Genomic DNA, 25,128 nt, shown 5'->3' on the forward strand with positions numbered 1-25,128 from the left:
AGGGCGCAGCTCCACCGACTCTATTTTGACGCGCCGATTCCACCGTGTCGTCTGTAAGGTGACCGACCGACGCAGCCGGAGCCCGGAAGCGCGTCAGCCCGTACACGCTACGGCATAGTTTCCACCCACCGCTTGAAGAGGACGTCGTCATCCGCTTCCTTCAGGTTCTGCTCAGGCATAAGCTTGAAACGACCGCGTTTTACAAAAAGTTCGCCATCCGGTCGATACATGCGGTGACCGGTTCGCTCGACGGGTAGATTGCACTGACGAAGGGCAAAATGCCCACGAATACTGCACGGCGGAGGGCACAGAGCAGCAAAGACCTGCAAAAATAATTTAATCTCGGGTAAGCCTTAATAGAGGCTGCTTGAATAGCAGTGTTCGGCTTCAGACACTTGTCACCCCGTCATTCGCCCGCGGAGGTTGAACAGGACTACCAGCGTACCCGACACCATCAGCGCGATGATGAGCGTGGAGAAGAGGATCAGCTGCAGGTCGTGGTGCGACGAGCGCTTGAGACTGATATGGAGGAAACAGCGGAACTGGACCGCCATCTGGACGAGCCCCAGCGCCAGCGCCGTCCCGAAGATCGCGCGCGCGTCGAACGACGGCCAGCGCACCATGGCAAACGCCGCCACCGTCAGCACGAGCGACAGGCCGTAGCCGACCGCATAGGTCCGCAGTTCGCGGGTCCGGTCGCTCATCCGATGTTCCCTTGCAGATAGACGACCGAGAAAATCGCGATCCAGACGATGTCGAGCAGGTGCCAGAACAGCCCAAGCCGTAACAGGTTGATCCTGACCCGCGCATCGAGGCCGTAGGCGCAGACCTGCCCGACCATCACGACCAGCCAGAAGCATGCGACCGCAACATGCAGACCATGCAGCCCGACCAGCGCGAAGAACGCCGACAGGAAGCCGCTGCGCATCGGATACGCACCGTGCGCGAACATCGTCGCGAAGTCGTTCGCTTCGAGCGCGAGGAAGACGAGGCCCAGACCTAGCGTCGCGCCGAGCCAGCCGAACAGCACGCGGCGGGGTTCGTCGTACTTCATCGCGATCGTCGCGCAGCCGAACGTCGCGCTGCTGGTCAGCAACAGCAGCGTCTCGACGAATGCCGGCATCAGCTTGAACTCGGACGCGGGCGTCGGGCCGCCGACGGTGCTCGCGATCATCGTGCCGTAAGTCGCGAACAGCAGCGCAAAGATCACCGCGTCGCTCATCAGGAATATCCAGAAGCCGAAGATCGCGTTCTCCGCCTGGTCCTGCGTCAGCGCGCCGGTGTCGCCGAGGTTGAGACCGGCATGCGCCAGTTCGGGTTCGCTCACGCCACGATCTCCGCAAGGCCGCGATTGACCGCAGCGGTCTGAAGCTGGCGCGGGATCGCGGGCGTCGCCCGGACGCGCTTGAGCCAGGCCTCATGCTCGCGTGCGACCTCTGCGGCGGGAATGGTCCGGTGCTGGTCGCGACCGAAGCTGCGTAGGACGACCGCTGCGACGATCACCTGCAGCGCGACGATGGTCAGCCCCCAGATTTCCCAGATCAGGCCGAACGCTGCAACTGCGGCGGCAAGCCCGATCACGACGCTGGTCGCGCTGCCCTTCGGCACGACGATATCCTCGTACGACGGCGGCGAGGCATATGGGTCCGGTTGGCCCTCGTCATGCTTGTGATCGTAGAATGGGTTGCGCCCGTCGATCAGCGGCAGGACCGCGAAGTTATACTCGGGCGGCGGTGCGCTGACCGACCATTCGAGCCCGCGGCCATCCCACGGGTCGCCCGCCTCGACCTGCGTCTTGGCACGGTCGCGGATGCTTACCCACAACTGAATGCCGAGCGACGTCAGTGCCGCGAGCAGGACGAACGCGCCGACGCCCGCGACATACAGCCACGGCCGGAACGACGGTTCGAAGATCGCCTGCGTCCGCCGCGCCATCCCGCTCGCGCCGAGCACGTAGAGCGGGAAGAAGGCGAGATAGAAACCGACCACCCAGCAGGTGAACGCGATCCGCCCCCAACGCTCGTCGATGCGGAACCCGAACGCCTTGGGGAACCAGTAATGATAGCCCGCCAGCATCCCGTACAGCAGGCCCGGGATCAGCATGTTGTGGAAATGCGCGACCAGGAACAGCGTGTTGTGGACGAGGTAATCGAGCGGCGGCATCGCCAGGATGATCCCGGTGAAGCCGCCCAGCACGAACGTCATCATGAACGCGATCGCGTAGAGCATCGGCACGGTGAAGCGCACCTCGCCGCGGAACATCGTCCAGATCCAGTCGTAGATCTTGACGCCTGTCGGTACGCCGATCGTCATCGTCGCGATCCCGAACGCCGCGTTGACGTTGGCCGACTGCCCCATCGTGAAGAAATGATGGACCCACACGGTGAAGCTCAGCACCGCGATCGCCATCGTCGCGATCACCAGCGAGGTGTAGCCGTACAGATCCTTCGTCGAGAAGGTCGACACGACCTCCGAATACACCCCGAACGCGGGCAGGATCAGGATGTAGACCTCGGGATGACCGAACAGCCAGAACATGTTGGCATAGTTCATCATGTTGCCGCCGAGGTCGTTGGTGAAGAAATGGAACCCCAGATAGCGGTCGAGCGCGAGCAGCAGCGTGGCGACGGTCAGCGGCGGCATCGCGAAGATCATCAGGATCGACGTGCACAGGCTGGTCCACGCGAACATCTGCATCCGCATGAACCGCATGCCGGGCGCGCGCAGCTTGTAGACGGTGCAGGCGATGTTGATCCCCGCCATCGTCGAGCCGATCGACCCCAATGTCACCGCCCATATCCAATAGTCGACACCGACTCCGGGACTGAACGCGCGCTCGGTATAGGGCGGATAGCCGCTCCACCCGCCGGTCGAGAATTCGCCCACGACCAGCGACGCCATCATCAGTCCGGCAGCGCCGATCGTCAGCCACAGCGCGATCGAATTGGCCCAGGGAAACGCCATGTCGCGCGCGCCGATCTGGAGCGGCAGGACGTAGTTGATCATCCCCGTCAGGAACGGCATCGCCATGAAGAAGATCATGATCGAGCCGTGCGTCGAGAATAGCTGACCGAAATGGTCGGGCGACAGGAAACCGGGGTTCTCGATCGCCACCGCCTGCTGCATCCGCATCAGCACCGCCTCGACCAGCGCGCGTGACAGCATCACGAACGCGACGACGATATACATGATGCCGATCTTCTTGTGATCCAGGCTGGTGAGCCACTCGGTCCACAGATACCGCCACTTGCCATAGCGCGTGAGCAGCGCCGCGACGACGACCGCGCCGACCACCACCAGCGCGCCCGCGAACGCGCCGATGATCTCGCTGATCGTCGGGTTCTCCCACGCGCGCACGAACGGCAGGTCCTGCCAGCCGAACCGGCCTAGCACGGCGGGCCATAGGAGAACGGAAACGGTCATCGAACGGCCTTCTGCGAGGAATGGGGCGGAAGGGAGTGGGTCATGCCGCCGGTCGTCGCCACCACGTGCTCGAACAGGTGCGGCGTGACATGCGCGAACTCGACGGGGTGCGTGATGATCGACCGTGCGGACAGCCGCCGCCACGTCTGCGCATCGAGCGTGCGATCGCCGCGACGTGCCGCCGCCGCCCAGCGATCATAGTCGGCCGGCGACACCGCAACGACGTCGAACTTCTGCTGCTGGAACCCGGCGCCGTTATACTGCGTGTTCTCGCCGCGGAACCGCCCGGGCCGGTGCGCCTGGATGTTCAGCTCGGTCGTCATGCCGCCCATTGCATAGATCTGCCCGGCGAGTTGCGGGATCAGCATCGACTGCATCACCGTGCCGCTGGTGAGCTTGATATGCACCGGCCGCCCGGCGGGAATGGTCAGCCGATCGACCGACGCGACGCCTAGGTCGGGATAGACGAACACCCATTTCCAATCGAGCGCGATCGCCTGCACCTCGACCGGCGCCGCGCCCGGCAACCGCCGATACGGATCGTCGATCTGCGTCCAGTGCCACAGCAACAGGGCGAGCCCGATGACGATCCCGGCGGGCGGGATCCAGATCAGCCCTTCCACCCACCACGAGAAATTCCACTTCGGCCGGTATGCGTCGCTGCGGTTGGACAGCCGGTAATGCCACGCGAACAGCGGCGTCAGTAGCAACACCGGCCCGGCGACAAACAGCAGCACGATCGACACGGTAACGAACAGGTCGCGCTCATGCCCGGCAACCGGTCCCTGAGGATTGAAGAACCCGTGCGACAGCGCGGTGCAGCCCCCGAGTCCCGCCAGGATCGAGAGCGGCGCCAGACGCGATGTTCTCCGCTTCAACCGAACGACCACATAGCCCCCTTGTCGCACCGCCGGCCGTCGTTAGCTGCGGAGGCGCTAACGTCCTTAATTGCAGACCAGCCACCCCATGAATAGCCGTAGAAGGCTTTCCCCTAGCTACACGAAGAAGGTTACGCGACTTGCTCGCTTTCGCTGGTCACGTACAGAGTAAGCATAAGCCAACATGTAGTTCCCACACCGCGTCCCGAGCGCACCGTGCGCGCCAACGGTGATGACGCCAGAGCGCTGCCCGTCCCCGCCCCGGAACGCCATTAGCGTCGTTTGCTCTAGAGACCAAAAACCGCGCTTCCGAGACGATCTTGCCAGTCCGCGGGTCGAGCGGGACCAGATACTCGTTGGTAGTCGGGACGATCAAGGCGAGCCTGCCGGCAGAGACAATTGATCTACCAAAATTTTAGAACGCCGATCTTGGTCGGCACGCGCAGATGCGATCCGAACAGACCGGTATTGCGCGCCGTACGGAGTACCTCGCGCCGCAGAGCCTTCTTAGGCTTCTGGTCTACTGCCGCAGATGCCCCCAAGGACGGCGCGTTACACGGCGCTTCGAAGATATCGATCCAAGCCAAAACCACTATGACGTAAGGCGTGTTGCGCTGCGTCTACCCCAGATGTTCTCGTCACGCGCCCCGCCCGTATAGGATTGCATCGGCCGCAAGCCGACATTCGAAAACGCTTTCTGCGTTCTTAACACCGGTAGTTCGTAAGTCTGTATCACCGGGACAAGAGGCGTGATTAGGATATTTACTTGCTGCGGTGGGAACCTATTTTTTCGGAAACTTATTTTCTTTCAGAGTTATCTGCAACTATCACGCCAATTCAGGGATAATTAGAGTATAGTAATGTAGATGGCGCTCCTTTTGTATTATTCAACGCAATAATGTATCGATACAATTCGAACTAAATCTGCAGGCAGATTGAGCACAAAGTGATCAGCCATTATGCCCAATCACTGTCCTTTAAGTACTTGCGCGAGACGTACGTCTAAACGCAACCCTAAAACGATTGCGGACGGGATATCCGTTTCACGGGTCGGTGCGAATATCGGATCTGGATTGATGACATACTGAATGTTGGGAAGTATCCTAACACCGGGCATGGCTGCAAATCCATAGTTTATCTCGCCGATGATCTCGTTCGATTTCGGCGACCCCGTCCCACCGGCCTTCGTACGCAGATCGCGGAGATAATCGATCTGCTGATTGCTGAAATGCGTGTTGGTGACCAGGAAGCCTACCGTGTCCGCATCGCGGTGTTTGAACGTGCCGGTCTTGACGAAACCGGCGGAGGCGAACCAGTCGAGCTGGGCGACGTTGCTGACATTGTAGAAGACCCGCCCGAACAGCGCGAGGTTACGCGTGCTCTTGCCCGCGGCGCGCTGGATCGTCTGGTCCGCCATCGCATACAGACCGACGCGGTTGCCACCTTGTGCGACGCGAGGGAGCCCGGACACTACGGCGGAGGCGCCGTTGCGATCGTAATACGGGCTCTGGCCGCCATCGGTGTTGATATAGACACCCGCCTTGTAACGCCGCGGCAGCCGTTCGTCCGCAAACGTCGTCTGATACCCCACTTCGTTGGCGATGAGCACGCCTGTGCCCTTGCCCAGCGAGAAGTCGAGGCCTCCCTTGCCCTTAAGATTCAGGTCGTTGTCGTATTCGAACACACCGGTCTGAACATACCACCGCTTGTCGATCGCGTACCGCGCCTTGGCGGTCCAGGACGAGTTGGGAAAGGCAGTGATGCCGATGTCGCTGATGCCGCCATACGCCGTGAGGCAGCTGGTGTTGCTCATGAACACGCAATTGAACGGTGAATTGTTGAAATAGCTGTTCACCGCGGCACGCCCGACGAGGATGTTGAGCTTGCCGAAATCATGCTCGATATTGAACTGGGTCAGGCGCGGGCCGGCGACGGGTCGCCAGGTCTGCTGGAAGCTGATCGAGTTGCCGATCGAATCGCGCCCGAGGCTGTCCCCGCTGAACCAGGCGCCCTGGATATGGACCTTGGTATCGGACAGCCCGATCAGCTTTTCGAGATCGATATCCGCCGCGGTCGAGACCCAGTGCGATTCCGCACTGCCTTGGCGAATGCCGCCGACCGGGTTGGCGGCGACGTTGCCGACGACGTCGAGCGCCAAGTCGACGCCCGCGGCCTTGAGTGCCCGCAATTCCTTGCCGACCGTGTTGTCGCGCTGGAACCGCGCGATGCCGGTGAGCGTCGCGGTGTCCGCCGGGATCTGCTTGGTGTTGGGATAGAACACGGGATGACGAGGCGCGTCGGGCTTTGCCTTAGTCGTGTCCGTGTCCGTGTCCGTGTCCGTGTGCGTGCCGGTGCCCGTCGCCCTCGTCGACGCGTCGGCCGGCATGGTCGGGGCCAGAGGCGGTTGAGCCTGCGACGGCTGGTCTTGGGCCATTGCGGCAAGCGCGACTGCGAGAGCGATGGACATTACGGTCTCCTACCCGGCCGCGTACGCCGCGGCCGGCTGTTAACGTAAGACGAGGGGCGCGCGGCGATCTGGGAATCGCCGCGCGGTGTTTCAGGCGGCGACCGGGTATCTCGCCCGCAGCCGCGCATTGCCGATGGTTGCGGCGAGCGTGCGCTCGTCGAGCTTGCCTTCCCACTTGGCGATCACGACCGTGGCGAGCGCGTTGCCGATCAGGTTCACGAACGTCAGCCCCTCGGCGAGGATGCGGTGGATGCCGAGAATGAGCGCGATGCTGGCGACCGGGATTGTACCCGTCGTGTTGAGCGTCGCCGCGAGCACTACGAACGCCGCACCTGCGACCCCCGCCGCGCCCTTCGAGGTGAGCAACAACACCGCGATCAGCCCGAGCTCATGCCATAAGGTAAGATGCGTGTTCGTCGCCTGCGCCAGGAACACCGCGACCGTGGTCAAGTACAGGCAGGTGCCGTCGAGGTTGAAGGAATAACCTGCCGGGATGACGAAGCCGACGACGCTCTCCTCGCAGCCGACCTTGCGCATCTTCTGGATGAGCCGTGGCAGCACGGTTTCGGTCGACGTGGTGGCGGCGACGATCACGATCTCGTCCCACAGATAGCCGAGCAGTCGCCACAGGCTGACTCCGCACCAATGCGCGATCCCGCCCAGCACGACCGCGGTAAACAGGCCGCAGACGACGAAGAACTCGATGATGAGCTCGCCGAGCGACCAGAGCGACGCCGTGCCGAACTGCCCGACCGTGAAGGCGATCGCACCGAACGCCCCGAGCGGCGCGAAGTACATGATGTAGCCGATGATCCGGAAGAACCCCTGCGAGGCGCTGTCGATCAGCGTGTAGACGGGCTTGCCGCGCTCGCCGATTGCCGCGATCGCGATGCCAAACAGCACGGAGACGAACAGCACCTGGAGGACATGGCCTTCGGTCAGCGCGCTGGCGAAGGTGTCGGGAATGATGCCCATGAAATAGCCGGTGATCGACTGGTCATGCGCCGTTGCGACATAGGTTTTGATCGAGGCGGTATCGATCGCTGCGACATCGATGTTCATGCCCGCGCCCGGCTGCCAGAGATCGACCATTACCAAGCCGAAGATCAGTGCCAGGATCGTCACCGCCTCGAAATAGAGGATCGATTTCAGTGCGACGCGCCCAACGCTTTTCATGTCGTTCATGCCGGCGATCCCGTGGACGACGGTGACGAAGATCACGGGCCCGATCATCATGCGAATGAGCTTGATGAAGGCGTCGCCGAACGGCTTCATCGCCACGCCGGTCGCGGGCGCGAAATGGCCGAGCAGGATCCCGAGCACCGTCCCCGCCAGCACCTGGAACCAGAGCTGGCCGAATACGCCGAACCGGCTCGCCTGCTTGGTCGTCTCTCCTAGGTCCGTCATCGATTTTTCTTTCGTTGTGACGTGTCGGCGGTCTCAGCCGAATAGATATCCGTCGAACAGCTTGCGGGCGGTGCGGAGCATGGCCGCCCCGACGACGTTGCCGTTCTCGTCCAGATCGATCACGCAGCCGGTCGCACCGCTGGGATGCTCGACGTCGAGCGATTTCGATTGCCCGTCCGGCACGACCGTGAGGCCATGCGCCGGCGACCCGTCGATCAGGCAGGCGGTCGCGACGCTGACCGCGCCCAGCACGCCGATCGAGGCGTGGCAGCGATGCGGAATGAACGATCGCACGCTAATCGCACCGCCGTTACGCGGCGCGGCGACCAGCATCAGTTTGGGTACCGACTGTTCGGTGACGTCGCCCAAGTTCATCAGCGGCCCGGCCTTCAGTCGGATCGCCTCGATCCTCGCCTTCAGCGTCTCGTCCGCGTCGAGCGTCGCGCGGTCCTCATAACCGGCGATACCGACATCGGCCGCGCGCAGCACGACGCAGGGCATGCCATTGTCGATCAGCGTCACGTCGACGCCATCGATGACATCGACTGCGTTACCCGTCGGCAGCAACGCCCCGCAGCTAGATCCGGCGATATCGGCGAAGGCAAGCGGAATGGGTGCGGCCTTGCCGGGAACCCCGTCGATCCGCGCATCGCCGTCGTAGGTTACGACGCCGCCGGGGGTCTGGACCGTCGCGGTGGCTAGCTTGCCCGTATTGACCATGAAGATCGATACGTCCGTCTTGCCGTCCCTCGCCTCGACCAGACCGCGTTCGATCGCGAACGGGCCGACCCCGGCCAGCATGTTCCCGCAATTCTGCGCATCGCTGACGATCGCCTGGTCGACGAACACCTGGAGGAACAGATAGTCGACATCGGCGCCGACTTCGGTCGAGCGCGACACGATCGCGACCTTCGACGTCAGCGGGTCGGCACCACCCATCCCGTCGATCTGGCGCGGATCGGGCGAACCGAACGCGCGCAGCAGGAACGCGTTGCGCAGGGCCGGATCGGCGGGCAGGTCGGCGGCAAGGAAGAACCCGCCCTTCGATGTGCCGCCACGCATCCACATCGCGGGGACGGCGTTCGGGTGCTCAGACATATTTCAGCCCCTTGGCGGCAAGCCGCTCGCGCATCGCATAGATGTCGAGCCCGAGTTCGCCGCTGGCCATCCGGTCGCGCTTCTCCGTCTCGCGCGCCTCGCGTGCCTGCGCCTCCGCAAGGACCGCTGCCGCATCCCCGCGGCGCACGACGCAGATGCCGTCGTCGTCGGCCACGATCACGTCGCCCGGCTCGATCCGTTCGCCCCCACATACCAGGGTCACGTTGACCGATCCCAGCGTCTCCTTGACGGTGCCTTGCGCAAAGATCGCCTTCGACCAGACCGGGAAACGCATTTCGGTGAGATCGCGGACGTCGCGAACGCCCGCGTCGATGATGAGCCCGCGGCAGCCGCGCGATATCGCCGAGGTGGCGAGCAGGTCGCCGAAATAGCCGTCATCACACGGTGACGTCGGCGCGACCACGAGGATGTCGCCATCCTTCACTTGTTCAATGGCGACGTGCATCATCCAGTTGTCGCCTGGCGGAACCGAGACGGTGACCGCAGACCCGGCGATCCGCGCGCCCGCATAGATCGGACGGAGACGGCTGCCGAGCAGGCCGATCCGGCCCTGTGCCTCGTGCACGGTGGCGACGCCGACCTTGGCGAGGCCGTCGATGACCGACGGTTCAGCACGTTCGATATGAGTGACGACGCTGGGCATCTCTGATCCTCGATCCTTTTTTCGTTACCCTCCCTAGGAACCGTTGATAGCGCAAAGGCAAAACGGATTTGCGCACAGGGCATAAGCTGTGCTGAGGTCTGAGCCATGCCAAATCTTCGCGAACTCAACCTGCGCCATTTCGATGCTGTCGCCACCGCGGCACGCCTGGGAAGCATCAGCGCGGCCTCGCAAGCGATGAACCTGTCGCAGCCTGCGCTCACGCAAGCCGTTGCCAAGGTCGAGGCCGTGCTTGGGCACAGGCTCCTGGACCGGCAACCCGGAGGCGTGGTCGTGACCGAGGCCGGACGCCTGATGACCGGCCGGATCGAGCATGCGCTGGCGTATGTCGCGCAAGGCGGGCGAAGCGTTCGGCGCGGGGCCCGCCTGCCGCCCCTGCCCAACGTCGAACGGCGGATCACGCTCGGCCAGTTGCTTGCGCTGATGGCGGTCGACCACGCGGGCAGTTTCGCGCTGGCAGCCAGGCATACCGGATTGTCGGAGCCCGCCGTTCACCGCGCGGCGCGCGATCTCGAACAGTTGCTCGAGGTGCCTCTCCTGGCGCGGCAGGGACGAACCGTCCAGCCAACCGCGGCGGCGATACGATTACTGAGATTTGCTCGACTGGCACACGCGGAACTGAAATCCGGCTTCGACGAACTCGCGGCACTGCATTCGGAAGGCGCAGGACGGATAACGGTCGGTGTCATGCCGTTGGCGCGCGCGATCCTGCTGCCGCAGGCGCTCGCACGTTTCGCGCGCCTATACCCGCTAGCCTCCGTCGATGTCGTCGAAGGGCCCTATATCGAAGTGCTCTTGGCGCTGCGCGAAGGCGCCATTGACGTGGTCGTCGGGGCGATGCGCGATCCGCTACCCGTGGCCGACGTCGTGCAGGAACCCTTGTTCGACGATGACCCCGTCATCGTCGGCCGCAAGGGGCACCCCCTGCTGGGCGAACCGGGCTTCGTCTTCGAACGCCTATTGGATTTTCCGTGGGTCATCGCCGCGCCGGGGGCTCCCGTACGGCGCCGGTGGGAGCAGATGTTCAAGGAGCAGGGGCTCGAGCCGCCACGGCCGCGGATCGAGTGCGGGTCGGTGATGGTGGTGCGAGGGCTGATGCTCGAGGACGACTGGCTGACGCTCATGTCCCGCGACCAGTTTCTGCTCGAGGACCGCGCTGGACTGCTAAGCGAGATCGCCGGAGCCGGCTCGTCGCTTCGCCGGCAGATCGGGATGACGACGCGCAAGGATTGGCGACCGACCCGCCTTCAGCGGGAATTCCTGAGCATCTTCCGCGCCGTATGTTCCGAATGGACCTCAGGAAAAGCAATGGATGGACAGCCGTTTCGATACGCCTAACAGGCACCGTGCGGTTAGATACCCCGAATCACGTCGCCGACAAGGCGGACGCCAACCCTCGCCATCTGGGACCGCAGCCATGATCATCGACTGCCACGGCCACTACACAACCGCTCCCGCCAGCCACAATGCGTGGCGGGACAAACAGGTCGCGGCTATCGGTACCGGCGGCGACATAGACCCGGCCTACCCCGCCATATCCGACGACGAGATCCGCAAAACGATCGAGGCGAACCAGCTGCGCCTGCTGCGCGAGCGCGGTGCCGACATGACGATTTTCTCGCCGCGCGCCTCGGCGATGGCGCCGCACGTCGGGAGCGAGGCGGTCGCGCACATCTGGGCCCGGCGCTCGAACGACCTGATCAAGCGGGTCATCGACCTGTATCCCGAGACCTTCGCCGGCGTCTGCCAGTTGCCGCAATCGCCCGGCATCTCGATCGCGCATTCGATCGATGAACTCGAGCGTTGCGTGACGGACCTCGGATTCATCGGCTGCAACCTCAATCCCGACCCGTCGGGCGGAAAGTTCGATTCCCCTCCGCTCACCGATCGGGCGTGGTATCCGTTCTTCGAAAAGATGGTTGAGCTCGACGTTCCTGCGATGATCCACGTCTCGGGCAGCTGCAACCCGGCGATGCATGCGACCGGCGCCTACTACATCGCGGCCGATACGATCGCGTTCATGCAGTTTCTCGAAGGCGACCTCTTCCGGGATTTTTCGGACCTGCGCTTCATCATTCCCCATGGCGGCGGCGCGGTCCCCTATCACTGGGGACGCTACCGCGGCCTTGCCGACATGCTGAAACGCCCCCCCCTTGCCGAGCACGTCATGAAGAACGTGTTCTTCGATACCTGCGTTTATCACCAGCCGGGCATCGACCTCCTGTTCAAGGTGATCGACGTCGACAACATCCTGTTCGGGTCCGAGATGGTCGGCGCGGTACGCGGTATCGATCCCGAGACCGGCCAGTATTTCGACGATACCAAGCGTTATGTCGACGCGCTGGACATCTCCGACGCCGACAAGCGCAAGGTTTTTGAGGGCAACGCCCGCCGTGTCTACCCACGGCTCGACGCGCAGCTCGTCGCACGGGGGCTGTGATGTCCGAGTTCACAATGGATCCCGCCTGGATCTGCTACCACCCCGCCCCCAGCCAGCCCACCTTCACCGTGCCTCCAGGCGCGGTCGATGCGCATTGCCACGTGTTCGGGCCAGGCGATGTGTTCCCCTACGCGCCGGAACGGAAATACACGCCGTGCGATGCCGGCAAGGACCGGCTGTTCGTGCTACGAGACCATCTCGGTTTCTCGCGCAACGTGATCGTCCAGGCGACCTGCCACGGAGCGGATAATCGAGCACTTGTCGACGCCCTGCGGACCGCCGGCGACCGCGCTCGCGGCGTCGCGACCGTTCGCGATACGGTAAGCGATGCAGAACTCGCCGACCTTCACGCGGCCGGCGTGCGCGGCGTACGCTTCAACTTCGTCCGTCGTCTCGTCGATCCGAAGCCCGACGCGTATTACCGCGCGATCATCGACCGGATCGCTTCGCTCGGCTGGCACGTCGTGATCTATTTCGAAGCCGCGGATCTCGAAGAGCGCTGGGACTTCTTCACGTCGTTGCCAACGATCGTCGTGGTGGACCACATGGGTCGCCCCGACGTGACGCAGCCCGTCGACGGCCCCGAATTCGGCCGGTTCATCCGGCTGATGGCCGAGCACGACAACGTCTGGACCAAGGTGAGCTGCCCCGAACGCCTGTCGAAGGTCGGTCCGCTTGGCTATGACGACGTCGTGCCCTTCGCACGCACGCTCGTCGAACGTTTTCCCGACCGCGTCCTGTGGGGTACCGACTGGCCCCACCCCAACATGACGACGCACGCACCGGACGATGGTGCGCTGGTCGACATCATACCGCGGATCGCCACCAATGCCGCGCTTCAGCACAAGCTGTTGGTCGATAATCCAGTGTGCCTCTACTGGACTTAGCCGGCCGGCAGGATCAGCTCACGCTTGATGATGTGGTTCGGCATGAGACGCTTCTGGACCTCCGATACCCGCATCACCTGATCCTCCCGCGCCCATTCCGCCACCGCCACCACCACTTGCTTTGGCTCCTTCGCTTCTTCCGCCAGCGTTCTTAGCCCCTCCTCCCGATGACGCCGGCCGTGTCGGGCCTTGCATCGGTATCGCGAGGTCTTTCGGGATGGGATCGAGGTCGAGGGCCTCGCGAACGAAATTGCGGAGCGACACTACGAGATCGTGGGTGTGCAACGGATGCCCGGCTACCAGTTCTCGAACGGCTTTGTCGGCAAGCCTGACATGCTCTTCCGTACCCAGAAGAATGATGTCGGAAAGTGCGGCTTCGACCGCGTCGCGTATTCGCCGCGTGCGGTCCGATTCGACGCTGTCTCGGCGCTGAGGTCGAGCTGTGCCATCGGCTCGGCAGGTGCAGGAGGATCGAAGCTTCTGAGGTCGCGTTTGTGCGTCGGATCGACGGTTAGATCGCCTGTGAACGATCCACCCAAAACCTTGTACGCCGCGATCAAGGTGCGCAAACGCTCGTTGATCTGCCGGTTCATTCGCTCGCGGCGCTGCTGGAACGCCATCTGCGTCAGCAGTCGGATACCGACACCGAGCAGCGTGACCAAGGCAAGTCCGAACAGAGTCGCCAGATGGCTCTGCCAAGAACTAAAGTCCAGATTTTGCAAAACTTTGAATCCTTATTAGCATCCGTTGCGCCGATCCCTGACAGAAAGTGAGATTGCTCGAGCTCTTATAGCTCAGACTGGAATTATAACCCACCGGTAGCTGCGAATGTGTGTTGTTAGTGTGAGCACACATGATTGCTATACGGCTTAGCCTACCATGCGATGTTCGCGGCGCCGGTAGTCCAGCCGGTATACTGTGGTTTTCTGATCCGCAGAGGAGTGTAGGCCAAGGGGATTATACAATATTAATTACCGGTTGGACTCTAAGAGAATGGAGGCAAACAACCTGCGCTCTTGCGCGAGCGCAGAGCCAACATGACGGTCATCTCGCCGCGCGCCGCCATCGCGCCGCATGTCGATAGCGAAGCGGTCACGCATATATGGGCGCGCCGCACTAGACATTACGAACTCGACCAAGCGCAAGGAATTCTAGGGCAACACGCAAGCTTTATCTGCGACTTGACGTGCTACTTGCCGGACGGGCTATAAAGCGCTGTTACGATACATAAGGAGGGCAGTGCAGTCCCCGTGGACTGATGGTGAAGATCTCACATCCGGTTTCGGTAATTCCGACCGCATGTTCGAACTGGGCGGACAGCGAGCGGTCCCGAGTTACCGCCGTCCATCCGTCGTCAAGCAGTTTCACGTCGGGGCGACCCAGATTGATCATCGGCTCGATCGTAAATATCATGCCGGGTCTCAGTTCCGGCCCCGTCCTGGGCTTTGCAGCGTGCACCACATCTGGCGCGTCGTGATAAACCCTACCAACGCCATGCCCGCAAAAATCCCGTACGACGCCGTAACGATGCTTTTCAGCATGGCGTTGAATGGCATGGCCGATGTCGCCTAGGCGGTTGCCCGGGCGCGCCTGTGCGATCCCGAGCATCAGGCATTCATAAGTCACGTCGATCAATCGCCGCGCGCGCAGGGGAACGTCACCTACTAGGTACATACGGCTCGTATCGCCATGCCATCCGTCGATAAGGACGGCCAGGTCGATGTTTACGATGTCACCCGATTTAAGGATTTTGTCGCTTGGAATGCCATGGCAAACCACATGGTTGACCGAAACGCAGGTGGTGTGAGCGTAACCCTTATACCCGATGTTCGCGGGAATCGCGCCAAGGGCAATTGCTGCCTGTCGCGCGGCATCATCCAGTTCGCGGGTACTCACGCCAGGACGGACCAATGCGATCATTTCGTCCAGCACAGACGCAGCGGCGCGGCCGGCCACGCGCATGGCCTCGAACGCCTCGCCACTGTGCAGCTTGATCGTTCCGTCGCGATGATGCTCGGTGTCGGGACTGATCTCAGTATATTTCATCATCGTCCCTCTATCGCCATGGCGGCTCGATGTGCCAGGCAATATCGCTGTCCGCCTGTCCGTCAGGCATTTCTTTAAAAACGCACCGACGAGTACAGCCCGAAATAATTGCCATATGCGCCGCCCCGGGTAGATAGCGAACGGCTGGGCATGAAGTAACTGTCCTGCAAGCCGAATTGCAGATTCTTTGTAGCCTGCCACGACACGTCGACTTCCATCGCCGCGCCGGTGAACTTGCTCCCCGCATAGGGCGCGAACGAGGCCCCGACCGGACCAATGTATACGCCGTCGTCCTCGCGATTGCGCCAATAGAACTGTGCACCGGATACCAACGTGATCGTCTTCGCTGGCTTCAGCGTCAGGCTCGGGTTGATGTTCATCATGTTCGAGTAATTAAACAGGACGCCTGCGTTGAGCATTTGATAGCGCGGGAACGGGGCGACAAATGTCCCAACCGTCCCGTCGCTCCTGTCTCCGTCCCCGCTGAAGATGTTGGCCTTTATCCCGAGACGGGGAGCCATTGCTACCGCGAGGAAAGAGTACCCGGTGTCGAGCATCACCGCCCAGGCGCTGATCTTTTTGGCTCCAAAGGTGCCCGACTGATACGTCCCTTCAAGATCGAAATCGACCGTGCGGGTCCGTTTCCAAGCACGCGCGCCCCAGCTGTTCCGGCTTTCCTTCGCCACCCCTTGCGCGTTAAGCGCGGTGCCCCGGTTCAGCCGGAACCAATAGGCATCGATACCAACGCCAGCCGGTCCTTTGGGTGTGCTAACGTAAACGCCGTTGAACGTCTGATCATGGGCGGGGCCGTTATTGAAGATACGACCGTAAATCTGGACAGGCCTGACCGCGAACGTGTCGACGGAAATCTTCCCAGGCAGGATGTACGTTGCGCGAACGCCCTGCTGCAGTACGCGCTGGTTCACTCCGTCGCGGATCGTCACCAGCTTGCCATTGCCTAGCGGCATTTCGAAACGGCCTGGCCGAACCGTTAATTTACCGTCGCCCAACGGCACGGTCAGGTCAACAAAGGCTTGCTCGATATCCAGCGGTCCACGGTTCGGTGGCGTTATCAACCTCGCACCGAATTCTCGATTGTCTCCCAGTTCAACAAACGCGCGAACGTAGGGGCCGACATGCAGGTCGGCCAGCAACCGAAGTCGTAACTGCAGCGGATCATTGGCATCGTTGGCGCGCAGCCCGGCATTCTGGTGATCCCAGGCAGTATAATAGGTCCGGATCTCTCCCCCCAGTGTCAGGTAGCTCAAGTCCGATCCGAGGGGGATGTGCTTGATTTTGTCGAGCAACGACGCGTTGCTTGCAGGAGGCGCTGACCAATCCTCGGTCCATCGGATCGCCTGTGGAAGGCGTGGCGTGCCGGGCTGGCCACCGGGTGCGGCCACCGCAGCCCTGCCCTGGGACTTGGGAGGGCGAACGCCCGGCTGGGTCTGGCTTCCCAACGGGCCGCCAGCGGCATCCTTCTCGGTGCCGACCGGGGGAACGGACTGGGCAAAGGCAATGTCCGGAAGTGCCACCGCAGCCATCGCGCAGGTCAGGCACACAAGCCGCGACCTGGTCCGGCCAATTTCTTTCTTCGTCATGGGACGTTCCCCGATGTTGTATATAGGCATATCAATCGCTCCGACGCGGGTCAGCTGACCGAGACGCGCGGCACTCGGTAACGAAACTCTCGGCAGGTCTGGCTCTGGCCGGCTATCAGGACGCCGCAGGCATCAGGCGACGGACAGCAAAATTTTTGACAGCTTGTCTGGTATGTCCACCATGACGTCGTGACCACATTCCGACGGTGCGAGCGGGATAGCCTTCCATGACGGATCCTGCTGCGCATGCGCCAGATAGCGATCAAAGGTCGGCATCGCGTATCCGACTGCCCGGACGTAGGTCTTCTTGGCGATCCGTTCGCGTGCGCCCGACAAGACGATCGGCTGCATAGCCACGCCCGTTGGCTGCGGCGTCATTTTGGACTGGACCCATGCCGCCTTGGCCAGATCTTTGATGCCGAAGCCTTTCACCGGCGGAACGGGGCGCCCCGCCTCACCGCGTGCGATCGCCTCTTTCAGAGCCTGCTGAAATTGCGGCGCGTTGAGATCGATCACCCGCTGCCCATTATCGGGCAGAAATGCGTCTAGGAAGACGATCGAGTTGACCTTGTCGCCAATTGTTTCAACCGCACCCGACACCGGCCACCCGCCATAAGAATGGGCCACAAGCACAGCATCATCGATATCCTCCCATTTGAAGAGGTTCACGATATCGTCGATATGCGTCTGCAGGGTCAGCGATGACGACAGCAGGTGCGATCGATCCGCCAGGCCGGTCAGTGACGGGGTGTAGACCCTGTGGCCCTGCGCTCGTAAAAGCGCCGCGACATCCCGCCAGCACCAGCCGCCGTGCCACGCGCCGTGAATAAGAACGAAGGTCCGGGAGCGTGCCAATACTTTCGAGGCAGCCCCCGTAGCCTGCATTGCACCAGTCGTGGCCAAAGCCGCACCCAAGGCGGATTTGATGAGAGTTCGCCGTTCCATGGTCACTGCTTTCCTAGCTTCATGATGTTTGCGCGGGCAGATGGAAGGTTATTTCGCCACGGGCGGACGGATCGTCACCGCCGAACCGACATCGATCTGCATCAGGTCGGTCCCGACGACGACGTTCCCGTTCGGCCAGTGCGACAATGCCCGCTGTTTCAGTGCCGCGTCAGTGTTCGTCGCATCCTGCGGACCAGGCCGGGAAATGTGGGAGAACACGGCCAGCTTGGGCTTCGCCGTCCGGAAGACGTCACCAGCCTCCTCAGCGCTGGTGTGGTGCGCGATGGAAGGACGTGCCCAGACGTCATTAACGTGACTGGCGGCAATGATGCTGACCTCGTGTACCAGCAGGTCTACGCCGGTGGCTTGGCGAATGACTTCCCGATCGTACCGGGTATCACCGGACAGCACGACACTATGGCCGTTGTAATCAATACGATAGCCAACTGCCGGCTTGATCGACTTGCCGTGATCCACGGTAAATGCGGTTACGCGGACGCCGTTTCGCTCGAAGACGACTCCGTCCTTCGTGAACTCGTGAACCGCCAGCTTTTCCGCCTGCTCGGTCACCTCGTTATCGTCGCGACGGATCTTTAGGTCCGGGCCGAACATGGTTTGCATGCCCGAGGCAACTTGCGAGATCCCGACCGGGCCGTAAAGCTGGAACGGGGTCTTGCGATCGTTCTGCGGAGACGGCAGCAAGCTGGTCGTCCAAAGGTCGCCCAATCCGTTGATATGGTCGGAATGGAAGTGGGTGATGAACGTCGCATCGATGCTGCCCAGCTTCACACCGAGTTGCGAAAGGCGGATCGTGTTTCCGCGCCCGGCATCGAAGATCAGATTAAGGCCTCCGGCCTGCACCAGCGTCGAGTAGCCGAAGCGGTTGGGATTGAGCGTGGGCGTGCCGGTGCCCAGCAGCGTGACCAAGATATCGCCGGACTTCGCCGCCGGTGCCTGGAGGGTTGCACCGGGCGCTGCCGAACTCGGCGCGCACAGGAAAAGACAGCAGATCGTGGCCAAGGTGTTGCGCATGTTGATATCCAATCGATATGGAAAGGTTCGCTGGGCTGGCTGGAGGGCCAAACTGTCGAGTAAGCCGCGCCGCGGGCGGTTCGTCGTTCCGCCGTCTCACGCGACGGCACTTTCACGATACTGTACAAAAGCCAGTGCGACGCCGCCAAGCGCCATGCCGCACGCCATCAGTATGGCGACGAAGCTGAGCGGCGACCCGCTCGCGAACAGGAGCCCCGCGACAATCGGTCCGAGTGCCGCACCAGCGCGACCCATGCCGATCACCAGTCCGGTGCCGCCCGCTCGCAGTGACGCGGGAAAGGACTGCGCGATCACCGCATACAGCCCCGCTGTCGCACCGTTTGCGAAGAACCCGCCAAGGCATGCGACGGCCGAGAGGCTGGCCAGCGTCGTGAAGCCCTGTCCAAATGCGCCGATCGCCACTGCACCACAAAACATTGACACGATCACGAGCATGCGAACGCCGAACTTCTGGGTCAGTAAGCTGAGGGTAAACGCCCCGGCAGCACCGCCGACATTGGCCCAAACCAGAACCTTGCCTGCCGCGGCCGCGGGGAAACCCATGTCGACGACGATTTTCGGAATCCATTTCACCAAAAAATAGAAGGTCATCATATGCCCGAAATAGGCGACGGTCAGAAGGATGGTGACGCTGGCGATCTGCGGCGCGAAGAACTGGCCGAAGCTGAAACGGCGCGGCTCCCCATCACGCGGCGGAAGAGCGTCGAGCGCGGGGCGCCCCTGCCGCAACATTGTCCGGTTGATCTTTTCCAACGCACCGGTGGGCCGCTTGTGCAGCAGGAACGCAATCGTTTCGGGCACCAGCCACAGCACGATCGGCACGAACAGCGCCGTCATGGCTGCACCAAACTCGAAGACCGACTGCCAGCGTCCGGTCGTCGCCAGCAACTGTGCCGCGACCAGCCCGCCGAGGATTGCTCCCATGGGATACCCGCCGGCCATGATCGCAACGGACAGGTTGCGTCGGCGAGCGTTGGCGCATTCCGCGACGATTGCGTTCGTCGCCGCCAACATGCCTCCGATACCAAGCCCGGTGAGCAGGCGATACACGGACAGGATACTAACACTCTGTGCAGTCGAGGCCAGGAACATGCCGCTCGCCATAACGACCAAGCAGGAGAGAATAGTCGGTCGACGGCCGATCCGGTCAGCCACCGCGCCCAATACGAAGGCACCAAATCCCATTCCGATCAGTTCGATGGACAGGACAAGACCTAGTGCAGCGCGATCGATACCCCATTCCGCAGCGATGCCGGGCGAGGCGAAGCTGATGGACAAGACGTCGAAGCCGTCCAACGCCGTCAGTGCCGTAGCGACCGCGATCGCGATGACCTGCCGCATGTGCATGGGTTCGTTGGCGATCTGGACCCGGGGATCACGCGGCGATGCAGGATCGGAGCGGTGGCTGGTGTCGGGCTCGGACATTGGTTCAGCCCACCTGCCGTGGCAAAACATTACCATCGTGCACGGGCGTCGACCGAGAAGCTGACCCCATCATGTATCGAACGCATCCTGAAATATCGAAACTGCGCATCGAACCTCTCACTGGTGAAGCCCGCGGTGCTTGCCGCCAGGTCTGTTCCCCTTCGACCTAACGAGCCTGAGGGCATTCGACTTATGCTTTTACCGCCCTGAGCTATAATCCAAGTGGATAGGCCGAGTTGCGAAACGGGTATACCGCTGGCGAGGAGTGTTATACGACAAGCCCTGCCGCGCCGCTTACATAACCTGCATAGGATGGGAGAGCGATGTGACGGAAACACTGGTATTGTTGCCTGGTCTTCTATGTGACTCGGTCATCTGGAAGCATCAGGTCGAGGCTTTGGGTGCGACCTATGACGTGCGGATAGCCGACCTCACCGGTTATTCGTCGATTACCGACATGGCGGCATCGGTTCTGCAGGCAATGCCGCCTATGATATCGGTAGCGGGCCATTCGATGGGCGCACGGGTCGCGATGGAGATGGTCCGGCTCGACCCGACCCGAATTGCCCGGCTTGCTCTGCTCGACACCGGCATCCACCCGATGCGCGGGAGCGAGGTGGAACGGCGCCACGCGCTGGTCGAACTCGGCGCTCGTGAAGGGATGCGGGCCGTGGCACTGGCCTGGCTGCCCCCAATGGTCGCGAAAGGCGCGTTCGATGCCGATCCGTCACTGCAGGACGACTTGTTCGCGATGGTCGAACGCATGACGCCGGCGATTCACCGCGGCCAGATCGAGGCATTACTGCGTCGGCCGGATCCCCGCGCGATCCTGCCCGGGATCCGTTGCCCGGTTCTGGTCGGCGTCGGCGAGTTGGACGCATGGAGCCCGCCGGAACAGCACCGGGAGATCACCAACGCCATTGCCCATGCGCAATATGTCGTTTTTGCAGGCAGCGGACACATGGCGCCGCTGGAAGCACCGGAGCAGGTATCGCGCGCACTCGCGGCATGGATGGAGATGCCCGTAGCAATGGAGATGACGCATGAATGATGCCGCCCGGATGTCGATCGAGCATGCCTGCGAGCGGCTGATTCGTCGCTTCGCCTTACTGAACGATGCGCACGACCACGATGCGATCGCCGCGATGTTCACGGAGGACGGGAGCTTTGCCCGCCCGACCGATCCGGACAATCCGGTACGTGGCCAAGATGCGATCCGAGCCTTCTTCCGTGATCGCCCTAAACGCGAAACTCGGCACGTGATCGCCAATACGGTCGTCGACGTAGAGTCGCCAACCGCTGCCCGGGCTGTGAGCTACGTCGTTCTCTATACCGGCGAGCAGGGCAAAACGACGCTCGTTGGCGAATTTGTCGACACGCTATCGCAGGATATGGCGGGCACTTGGCGGCTCGCAAGCCGCACCGGGTCATTAGCCTTCACCGGCCATACGACCTAAGACTTCAACGAAAGACGGATCCGCCATCGCAAGACTGGCATACCAGAATGAGGATACCATTATGGCAAGAATTATCGGCGGCATCGGTACGTCGCACGTTCCGACCATCGGGGTCGCTTACGACAAGGGCCGGCAGACGGACCCTGTCTGGGCACCGCTGTTCGACGGCTACAAGCCGGTCGCAAAATGGCTCGCGGAGAAGAAGCCGGATGTACTCCTTTTCTTCTACAACGATCACGCCAGCACGATGTTCTTCGACCTCTACCCCACCTTCGCGCTGGGCATCGGCGAGCGTTTTCCGATCGCGGACGAGGGCGCGGGGTTGCGCAACCTGCCGGACATTCGCGGCAACGTCGATTTCCAGGCCCATATCGGTGAAGCGCTCGTAAACGACGAGTTCGACATGGCGTTCTTCCAAGACCGCCCGATTGATCACGGCATCGCATCCCCCCTACCCCTCCTCTGGCCGCATGACCCCGATTGGCCGGGCATCGTCGTGCCCATCGCGATCAACGTCCTGCAATATCCGCTGCCCACCGGACAACGATGCTATCGACTGGGACAGGCGGTACGCCGCGCGGTCGAGAGCTATCCGGAAGACCTGAGCGTCGTCATCGTCGGCACCGGCGGCTTGTCGCATCAGATCCACGGCGAGCGTGCGGGGTATAACGACACCAAATGGGACATGAAGTTCCTCGAACTGCTGCGGGACACGCCCGAGGATCTGCTTGACCTCCGGCATGCGGACTATGTCCGGCTCGGCGGGGCCGAGAGCGTCGAACAGATCATGTGGTTGGCGATGCGCGGTGCCCTGCCTGCCCATCTGGTCGAAGTTCACCGGAACTATTACCTGATGACGACGACCGCGATGACGGTGGTCGCCTACGAGGAAGCAGAGGCGGCACAACAGGCTCCGACCGACATGCTCGCGCAGACAGAAGGCTAACAGCGATGTTCACGCAAAACCCGCAAACGGTCGGCATCGAGGATTTGACGGGCACCTACGTGTTCGACCTGCGCACCTGCAATCGCACGTTGCTGTTCAACCGCTTCTTCTGGAACATGATCCGGCCCGAATTCCGGCAGGCGTTCCTCGACGACGAGGAAGCGGCGCTGACTGCGGCGGGCTTGTCGGAAGCCGAAAAGACGTTGGTCCGTGCCCGAGACTGGCTGGGGATCGTGCAATATGGCGTCAACTTCTTCGTGCTCGAAAAATGGGCACGGGTGGTGAAGCGGACCAACCTCGAGGTCTATGCCATCATGCGCGGGGAGACGTTGGAGGCGTTCATGGAAACGCGCGCGGTACCGCACGCGCGCTGACGTCGCCGCCGCGCCGCCATAGCGGCGCGGTGGTTCCCTTCGCGAGTGGCGGCGTTACAGTCGGGTATGACACGCCATCTCGAACAACGACTAAAGATCCGGCACCTGCGCGTGATCGAAGCGCTGGACCAGCACAAGAGCCTGTTACGTGCGTCGAAGGCGCTGCGCGTCAGCCAGCCGGCCCTCAGCCGCACTTTGCAGGAGGTCGAGGACATCGTGGGGGGGACGATCTTCGAGCGTCATGCGCGCGGTGTACGTGCAAACGCGATGGGCCGGTTGCTGGCGCAGGGCGCGCAGCGGCTGCTCGGCACCATGCGCCAGATGGAAGTGGATCTCGGAGAGCTGTTCCTCGATCGGAAGCGATCGATCCGCGTTGGGGCGCTGCCAGTTGCAGCACACGGTCTGCTGCCCGCCGTCCTGGCGCATGCCAGCAGCGAGGCAGGCCAACTGAGCATCGAAGTGATCGAGGGCCTGACCGACCAACTGATACCATCGCTTTTGTCCGGCGACGTCGATATCATTGTCGGACGTTTGTACGAGCCGCCCACGCCGGACGGGCTGATCCGGCGCGTGCTGTACAGCGAGCCGATCTCGCTCGTCGCACGCTGCGATCACCCGCTGTTCGAGCTGGAAGCGCCGACGAACGAGGACTTGCAACGGTTCAAGATCGTATCACCCGCGGTCAGCACGCGTGTCGAACAGGACGTTCGCGCCACCCTGTCGTCCATTGGCTTGCAGGCGGATGGGTCGATCCGGTCAACCTCAGTCGGTTTTATGCGCGAACTGTTACTGGCAGGAACCTTCGTGTCCGCCATGCCCCGGATACTTGTCGCCGGCGACTTGTCCCGTGGGCTGCTTCGGATCGTGCCGATTGCACTGCCGCCCGGCAGGCGTATCGCTGGCGTGATCTATAGAGACATCTTAGGCGAAGCTGGCACCTTGCTGCTGTCCGAGATCCGGCGCGAGCTAGAGCGCTTGGCGCAGGACGGGATTGTTGATCTTGCTGGGCCGGATTGACGCCCTTTCCTAGAACAAGAGGGTCATTCCATCAACGTTTAAAGGCTTCGTCTGACGTCCTCCCCGTTCGGACGAGCCAGTGGAATTGGTCAGATGTTCGAATGCAACAATGAAAAGGCCTGGTCACTACCGACCGGCGTGCCTGGGTCGCCAAGAACTGGTCCCTCCCATTCAGGCGGCCTATTTCAACGTCGCAAACGGTTACAAATCGCGACCATTCCACGCCCTTCGGGGACAAGTCTGCGACATCCTGGACCTAAATAGGTCATCCACGGCGGCAGGCGTCAGAACTCGAGCTAGGAGAAATTCCATGAAGAAGTTTATCTTGATGGCAGTTGCAGCTTCGCTGGTCCCAGGCAGCGCGATCGCCGCCTCGCAGCAGCATCAACCGGCTCAGCGACATACGACGGTTCAGCAGAAGGTGGTTGCCAAACAGGCACCCCAACGCACGCAGTATCGCAGCGATTGGCGCAAGGGTGAGCGTTTCGACAGCGGTAAGGCGCGCAACTATCGCCAGATCGACTACCGTAAATATCGCGGCTTAAAGGCTCCGCCGCGCGGCTACCGCTATGTCCAGTCGGGCAACGATGCCGTGTTGGTGGGCATCTCTACTGGGATCATCGCCGCTATCTTTGCAAATGCGGTCGGATAACGGCCGAGGAACTCTGTAAGATAAAGCAAAGCACCGTTGACGAACGTTTGCGCCGCGGCACGGCGGCTCATTCCCGAAGCGCGATATCGGGTTGCCGCTAAGCGGCAACATTCGCGACAGCCGGAAGTCGACCGAGACACACTGGCATTCTGCTTTGCCGCCGTCTTGCTACTCGCATCATTCGTTGTCTCATGTGGCCCAGGTATATCTTTAGACGTTCAGTTCCGAAATTCGGTGGCGCGCTAGACTGGAAGGGCCGTACGCTACAGCCCCTTCAAAGCTACTCCGCTTTGTTGGGGCATAGCGAACACTTTGAGGAGGATGCCGGGG

The 25,128-nt window shown here is 62.1% G+C and carries 23 protein-coding genes; 9 read left to right on the forward strand and 14 right to left on the reverse strand.

Translation table 11 applies throughout. The features are described 5' to 3' along the window. Nucleotides 1-398 precede the first annotated feature (398 nt). The 8 genes from U1737_RS07300 to U1737_RS07335 all read right to left on the reverse strand — a co-directional run bounded on the left by U1737_RS07300 (nt 399) and on the right by U1737_RS07335 (nt 9,937). Nucleotides 399-704, reverse strand: coding sequence for a cytochrome o ubiquinol oxidase subunit IV (locus tag U1737_RS07300; protein ID WP_332796195.1), 306 nt, complete (start codon nt 702-704; stop codon nt 399-401). Next, a complete protein-coding gene (locus U1737_RS07305; RefSeq protein WP_332796196.1) occupies nt 701-1,327 on the reverse strand; it encodes a cytochrome c oxidase subunit 3 in 627 nt (208 codons plus the stop codon). The genes U1737_RS07300 and U1737_RS07305 overlap by 4 nt, the downstream gene beginning before the upstream one ends. Then, on the reverse strand, nt 1,324-3,423 hold the full coding sequence (locus U1737_RS07310; RefSeq protein WP_332796197.1) for a cbb3-type cytochrome c oxidase subunit I: 2,100 nt from the start codon (nt 3,421-3,423) through the stop codon (nt 1,324-1,326). Before U1737_RS07310 ends, U1737_RS07305 begins: the two co-directional genes overlap by 4 nt. Then, nucleotides 3,420-4,313: a cytochrome ubiquinol oxidase subunit II gene (locus tag U1737_RS07315; RefSeq protein WP_332796198.1), complete on the reverse strand. Its 894-nt coding sequence runs from the start codon at nt 4,311-4,313 to the stop codon at nt 3,420-3,422. Before U1737_RS07315 ends, U1737_RS07310 begins: the two co-directional genes overlap by 4 nt. A 955-nt stretch (nt 4,314-5,268) precedes the next feature. After that, on the reverse strand, nt 5,269-6,768 hold the full coding sequence (locus U1737_RS07320) for a carbohydrate porin (protein ID WP_332796199.1): 1,500 nt from the start codon (nt 6,766-6,768) through the stop codon (nt 5,269-5,271). 90 nt (nt 6,769-6,858) lie between these two features. After that, nucleotides 6,859-8,175: a C4-dicarboxylate transporter DctA gene (gene dctA / locus U1737_RS07325; RefSeq protein ID WP_332796200.1), complete on the reverse strand. Its 1,317-nt coding sequence runs from the start codon at nt 8,173-8,175 to the stop codon at nt 6,859-6,861. A gap of 33 nt (nt 8,176-8,208) precedes the next feature. Beyond that, entirely contained in the window at nt 8,209-9,273 is a 1,065-nt protein-coding gene (locus U1737_RS07330; protein ID WP_332796201.1) for a 4-oxalomesaconate tautomerase, read from the reverse strand. Next, entirely contained in the window at nt 9,266-9,937 is a 672-nt protein-coding gene (locus tag U1737_RS07335) for a 4-carboxy-4-hydroxy-2-oxoadipate aldolase/oxaloacetate decarboxylase (protein WP_332796202.1), read from the reverse strand. Before U1737_RS07335 ends, U1737_RS07330 begins: the two co-directional genes overlap by 8 nt. A gap of 105 nt (nt 9,938-10,042) precedes the next feature. On the opposite strand from U1737_RS07335, the gene U1737_RS07340 reads away from it, so the two are divergent. The 3 genes from U1737_RS07340 to U1737_RS07350 all read left to right on the forward strand — a co-directional run bounded on the left by U1737_RS07340 (nt 10,043) and on the right by U1737_RS07350 (nt 13,282). After that, complete coding sequence (locus U1737_RS07340) at nt 10,043-11,293, forward strand: LysR family transcriptional regulator (RefSeq protein ID WP_332796203.1); 1,251 nt, start codon at nt 10,043-10,045, stop codon at nt 11,291-11,293. Nucleotides 11,294-11,372: 79 nt separating this feature from the next. Then, nucleotides 11,373-12,395, forward strand: a complete 1,023-nt coding sequence (locus U1737_RS07345) for an amidohydrolase family protein (protein WP_332796204.1) — start codon at nt 11,373-11,375, stop codon at nt 12,393-12,395. Continuing rightward, nucleotides 12,395-13,282, forward strand: coding sequence for an amidohydrolase family protein (locus U1737_RS07350; RefSeq protein WP_332796205.1), 888 nt, complete (start codon nt 12,395-12,397; stop codon nt 13,280-13,282). The genes U1737_RS07345 and U1737_RS07350 overlap by 1 nt, the downstream gene beginning before the upstream one ends. A 296-nt stretch (nt 13,283-13,578) precedes the next feature. Here the strand turns inward: U1737_RS07350 and U1737_RS07355 are convergent, their stop codons facing one another. The 6 genes from U1737_RS07355 to U1737_RS07380 all read right to left on the reverse strand — a co-directional run bounded on the left by U1737_RS07355 (nt 13,579) and on the right by U1737_RS07380 (nt 20,352). Next, nucleotides 13,579-14,004 carry a hypothetical protein gene (locus U1737_RS07355; RefSeq protein ID WP_332796206.1) on the reverse strand — a complete coding sequence of 142 codons (426 nt, stop codon included), beginning with the start codon at nt 14,002-14,004 and terminating at the stop codon, nt 13,579-13,581. A gap of 496 nt (nt 14,005-14,500) precedes the next feature. Then, nucleotides 14,501-15,331, reverse strand: a complete 831-nt coding sequence (gene map / locus U1737_RS07360; RefSeq protein WP_332796207.1) for a type I methionyl aminopeptidase — start codon at nt 15,329-15,331, stop codon at nt 14,501-14,503. A gap of 71 nt (nt 15,332-15,402) precedes the next feature. Continuing rightward, the gene (locus tag U1737_RS07365) at nt 15,403-16,929 is read right to left on the reverse strand and encodes an alginate export family protein (protein ID WP_332796208.1); all 1,527 of its coding nucleotides are present in this window, start codon (nt 16,927-16,929) and stop codon (nt 15,403-15,405) included. 132 nt (nt 16,930-17,061) lie between these two features. Beyond that, complete coding sequence (locus U1737_RS07370) at nt 17,062-17,874, reverse strand: alpha/beta fold hydrolase (protein ID WP_332796398.1); 813 nt, start codon at nt 17,872-17,874, stop codon at nt 17,062-17,064. Between the two features lie 48 nt (nt 17,875-17,922). After that, on the reverse strand, nt 17,923-18,906 hold the full coding sequence (locus U1737_RS07375; protein ID WP_332796209.1) for an MBL fold metallo-hydrolase: 984 nt from the start codon (nt 18,904-18,906) through the stop codon (nt 17,923-17,925). 96 nt (nt 18,907-19,002) lie between these two features. Continuing rightward, nucleotides 19,003-20,352 (reverse strand): MFS transporter, encoded by a 1,350-nt coding sequence (locus tag U1737_RS07380; RefSeq protein WP_332796210.1) that lies wholly within the window; start codon nt 20,350-20,352, stop codon nt 19,003-19,005. A 325-nt stretch (nt 20,353-20,677) separates the two neighbouring features. Here U1737_RS07380 and U1737_RS07385 point away from each other — a divergent pair, with 325 nt between their 5' ends. From U1737_RS07385 to U1737_RS07410, 6 genes are all read left to right on the forward strand, one after another. Continuing rightward, complete coding sequence (locus tag U1737_RS07385; protein ID WP_332796211.1) at nt 20,678-21,403, forward strand: alpha/beta fold hydrolase; 726 nt, start codon at nt 20,678-20,680, stop codon at nt 21,401-21,403. Nucleotides 21,404-21,413: 10 nt separating this feature from the next. Continuing rightward, entirely contained in the window at nt 21,414-21,809 is a 396-nt protein-coding gene (locus U1737_RS07390; protein ID WP_332796212.1) for a nuclear transport factor 2 family protein, read from the forward strand. Nucleotides 21,810-21,870: 61 nt separating this feature from the next. After that, on the forward strand, nt 21,871-22,755 hold the full coding sequence (locus U1737_RS07395; protein ID WP_332796213.1) for a gallate dioxygenase: 885 nt from the start codon (nt 21,871-21,873) through the stop codon (nt 22,753-22,755). Between the two features lie 5 nt (nt 22,756-22,760). Further along, nucleotides 22,761-23,129 carry a hypothetical protein gene (locus U1737_RS07400; protein WP_332796214.1) on the forward strand — a complete coding sequence of 123 codons (369 nt, stop codon included), beginning with the start codon at nt 22,761-22,763 and terminating at the stop codon, nt 23,127-23,129. A gap of 66 nt (nt 23,130-23,195) precedes the next feature. After that, entirely contained in the window at nt 23,196-24,146 is a 951-nt protein-coding gene (locus U1737_RS07405; protein ID WP_332796215.1) for a LysR family transcriptional regulator, read from the forward strand. 310 nt (nt 24,147-24,456) lie between these two features. After that, the gene (locus U1737_RS07410) at nt 24,457-24,798 is read left to right on the forward strand and encodes an RcnB family protein (RefSeq protein ID WP_332796216.1); all 342 of its coding nucleotides are present in this window, start codon (nt 24,457-24,459) and stop codon (nt 24,796-24,798) included. Nucleotides 24,799-25,128: the final 330 nt, after the last annotated feature.

The sequence above is a fragment of the Sphingomonas fucosidasi genome, assembly GCF_036663855.1.
Classification (GTDB): Bacteria; Pseudomonadota; Alphaproteobacteria; order Sphingomonadales; family Sphingomonadaceae; genus Sphingomonas; species Sphingomonas faeni_B.